The following is a 3,792-nucleotide window of genomic DNA, read 5'->3' as shown; positions in this document are numbered from 1 at the left end:
CCGAGGCGGCCACACCCCCAGATCAACCGGGGACACACCACCCGCACCCTCCGCCAGCACACCCGTGGCATGCCGCACCCACGGCTCCTCCGCCGCGGTGCCTTCCGCTCGTGAATAAAGCGTCAGCGGGCGGCGGCCGTCCCCGTCGTCGGCACCGACGGAGAGACGCAGCTGCACTCCGCCCTGTTCGGGCAGGACGAGCGGCGCCTCAAGGGTCAGCTCCTCGACGTGCCCGCAGCCGACCTGTTCGCCGGCGTGCAGTGCCATTTCGACGAACGCCGTGCCGGGCAGCAGCACCGCACCCATGACCGCGTGATCGGCCAGCCACGGCTGCGTCTCCACCGACAACCGACCGGTGAACAGGAAGCCGTCCGTGTCGGGCAGTTCCACGGCGGCACCCAGCAGCGGGTGATCGGCGGTCTCGAGGCCCAGCCCGGCCGCGTCGGCGGGACCGCCCGCCGGGGCGGCCGAGTCCAGCCAGTACCACTCCCGCTGGAACGGATAGGTGGGCAGTTCCACGCGGCGGGCGTCGGTGGCGGCGAAGAAGGCCCGCCAGTCCAGTGGCACACCGCGGACGAACGCCATGGCCAGCGCGGACACCGGCGTCTCCGTCTCGGGACGTCCCTTGCGCAGCACGGGTGCGAACGCGCGGTCCTCGCCCGTGACGCACTCCTGGCCCATGGCCGACAGCACGCCGTCCGGGCCGAGTTCGAGGAAGGTGGTGACGCCCTCGGTCTCCAAGGCGCGTACGCCGTCGTGGAAGCGGACCGCCTCACGCACGTGCCGCACCCAGAACTCCGGTTCGGTGATGTCCTCGGCGGTCACCACGGCGCCGGTCAGGTTCGACACGACCGCGATGCGTGCAGGGGCGTAGGACAGTCCCTCGGCGACCTTCCGGAAGTCGGCCAGCATCGGGTCCATGTGCGGGGAGTGGAAGGCGTGACTGACCGTCAGCCGCCTCGTCCTGCGCCCCTGCGCCGCGAAGGAAGCGGCGATGTCCAGTACGGCGTCCTCGTCACCGGCGACGACCACGGAGGTGGGGCCGTTGACCGCGGCGATGCTCACGGTGTCCGACAGGTACGGGGTGACCTCGTCCTCGGTGGCCTGGACGGCCACCATCGCACCACCGGAAGGCAGCTCCTGCATCAGCCGGCCACGCGCGGCGACCAGGGTGCACGCGTCCTCCAGTGACAGCACACCCGCACAGTGCGCGGCCGCGATCTCACCGATCGAATGACCGGAGACGAAGTCGGGGCGCACACCCCACGACTCCAGCAGCCGGAACAGCGCCACCTCCACCGCGAACAACGCGGGCTGCGTGTACGCCGTCCGGTCGATCAGCTCGGCATCGTCACCGAACAGCGCCTCACGCACGGGCAGTTCGAAGTGAGTGAGGACCTCGTCCAGGGCCTGGGCGAACACGGGGTAGGCGTCGTACAGCTCCCGGCCCATCCCCAGCCGCTGGCTGCCCTGACCGGTGAACAGGAAGGCCAGCTTGCCCGTGGTGGCCGTGGCGCGCACCAGGCCCGTGGCCGTCCCGTCCTCGGCGAGAGCCGTCAGGCCGGCGAGGAGGGTGTCCCGGTCGGTGCCGACGACCGCCGCGCGGTGGTCGAAGGCCGCCCGTCCGGTGGCCAGCGAGTAGCCGACGTCGACGGGCGGGAGGTCCGGGTCGGCCGCCATGCGGTCCCTCAGCCGCTGGGCCTGGGCGTGCAGCGCGTCGGCGGTCTTGGCGGTGAGTACCAGGGGGGTGGCCCTCGGTGCCGGCTCCGTCCGGACGGCAGGTGCCGGCTCATCGGAGGGCGCCTGTTCGAGGACGGTGTGGGCGTTGGTGCCGCTGATGCCGAAGGAGGAGACCGCCGCCCGGCGGGGACGGCCGGTCTCCGGCCACTCCCGCGCCTCGGTCAGCAGCTCCACCGCACCCGCAGACCAGTCCACGTGCGGGGTCGGCTCGTCCACGTGCAGGGTCCGCGGCAGCACACCGTGCCGCATCGCCATCACCATCTTGATGATCCCGGCGACACCGGCCGCGGCCTGCGTGTGACCGATGTTCGACTTGACCGAGCCCAGCCACAACGGCGTCTCCTCGGCCCGAGCCTTGCCGTAGGTGGCCAGCAGCGCCTGCGCCTCGATCGGGTCACCCAGCGTCGTACCCGTACCGTGCGCCTCCACCACGTCGATCTGGTCGCCGGCCAGGCCCGCGCCCGCCAGTGCCTGACGGATGACGCGCTGCTGGGACGGGCCGTTCGGCGCGGTGAGGCCGTTGCTCGCGCCGTCCTGATTGATGGCGCTGCCGCGAACGACGGCGAGGACCGGGTGGCCGTTCCTGCGGGCGTCGGAGAGCCGTTCCACGAGCAGCATGCCTGCGCCCTCCGACCAGCTGGTCCCGTCGGCGGCCGCCGCGAACGACTTGATGCGGCCGTCGGCCGCGAGCCCGCGCTGGCGGCTGAACTCGGTGAAGGTGCCGGGAGTGGACATGACCGTCACGCCGCCCGCCAGCGCCATGGAGCACTCGCCGCTGCGCAGCGCCTGGATCGCCCAGTGAAGCGCGACGAGCGACGACGAGCAGGCCGTGTCGACGGTGACCGCCGGGCCCTCGAGGCCGAAGGCGTAGGCGACGCGGCCGGAGGCGATGCTGCCGGAGTTGCCGGTGCCGAGGTAGCCCTCGACGCCGTCGGGCACGGAGGTGATCCGGGTGGCGTAGTCGTGGTACATGATGCCCGCGAAGACACCCGTCCGGCTGCCACGCATCGTGGCCGGATCGATCCCGGCGCGTTCGAACGCCTCCCAGGTGGTTTCCAGCAGCAGCCGCTGCTGGGGGTCCATCGCCACCGCCTCGCGCGGGCTGATGCCGAAGAACGCCGGGTCGAACTCGCCCGCGTCGTGCAGGAAGCCGCCCTCACGGGTGTAGCTGGTGCCCTTGCCGTCCGGGTCCGGGTCGTACAGCGCCGCCAGGTCCCAGCCGCGTCCCTGCGGGAACTCGCTGATGGCGTCGACGCCGCCCAGGACCAGGTTCCACAGGTCCTCCGGGGTCTGCACGCCGCCGGGGTAGCGGCAGCTCATGCCGACGATCGCTATCGGCTCGTCGTCGGTGATCGGGCCGGTGACGCCGGTCTCGGCCCGTTCTGCGTCGGTTGCGCCGCCCAGGAGCTCGGAGCGCAGGTACTCGGCCAGGGCGAGCGGAGTCGGGTGGTCGAAGACCAGGGTGGCGGGCAGCCGCTGCCCGATGGCCGTGCCGAGCCGATTGCGCAGCTCGACGGAGGTCAGCGAGTCGAAGCCGAGTTCCTTGAAGGCCCGGCCGGCCTCGATCGTGTCCGGTGAGGGGTGTCCGAGGACCGCCGCCACCTGGCCGCGCACCAGCTCCAGCAGGGCCGCCTGCTGCTCCTCGGCGGGGCGGCCGGTGAGCCGCTGCGCCAGTTCGCCAGCGGCGGCCGCGTCCGCGGCCGCGGCCGTACGTCGGACCGGTACCCGCACCAGGCCACGCAGCAGCGCCGGCAGCATCCCGGTGCTCGCCTGCGCCCGCAGCGCCGCCGGGTCCAGGGGGACGGGCACCAGCAGGGCGTCGGCGGCCGGTTCGGCGGACCGGCCGACCGCGCGGTCGAAGAGGGCGAGGCCCGTGTCGACGGTGAGCGCGGTGATGCCGCCCCGCTGGATGCGTTCACGGTCGGTGCGGGCGAGTGCGCCGCCCATGCCGTCGGCAGTGTCCCACAGACCCCACGCCAGCGACACCGCCGGCAGACCCTCGGCCCTGCGGTGCTCGGCCACCGCGTCCAGGAAGGTGTTCCCCGCCGCGTA

Annotated in this window: 1 protein-coding gene; it reads right to left on the bottom strand. The window is 72.9% G+C overall.

Annotated features, from left to right (window positions below; genetic code table 11):
* Positions 1–3,792 (bottom strand): type I polyketide synthase (locus ACWGJ5_RS46450; RefSeq protein WP_453315623.1); only part of this gene is annotated, 3,792 nt, incomplete at both ends.

It is taken from the genome of Streptomyces sp. NPDC054783, assembly GCF_053611725.1.
This window is presented reverse-complemented; position numbering and strand designations above follow the sequence as displayed.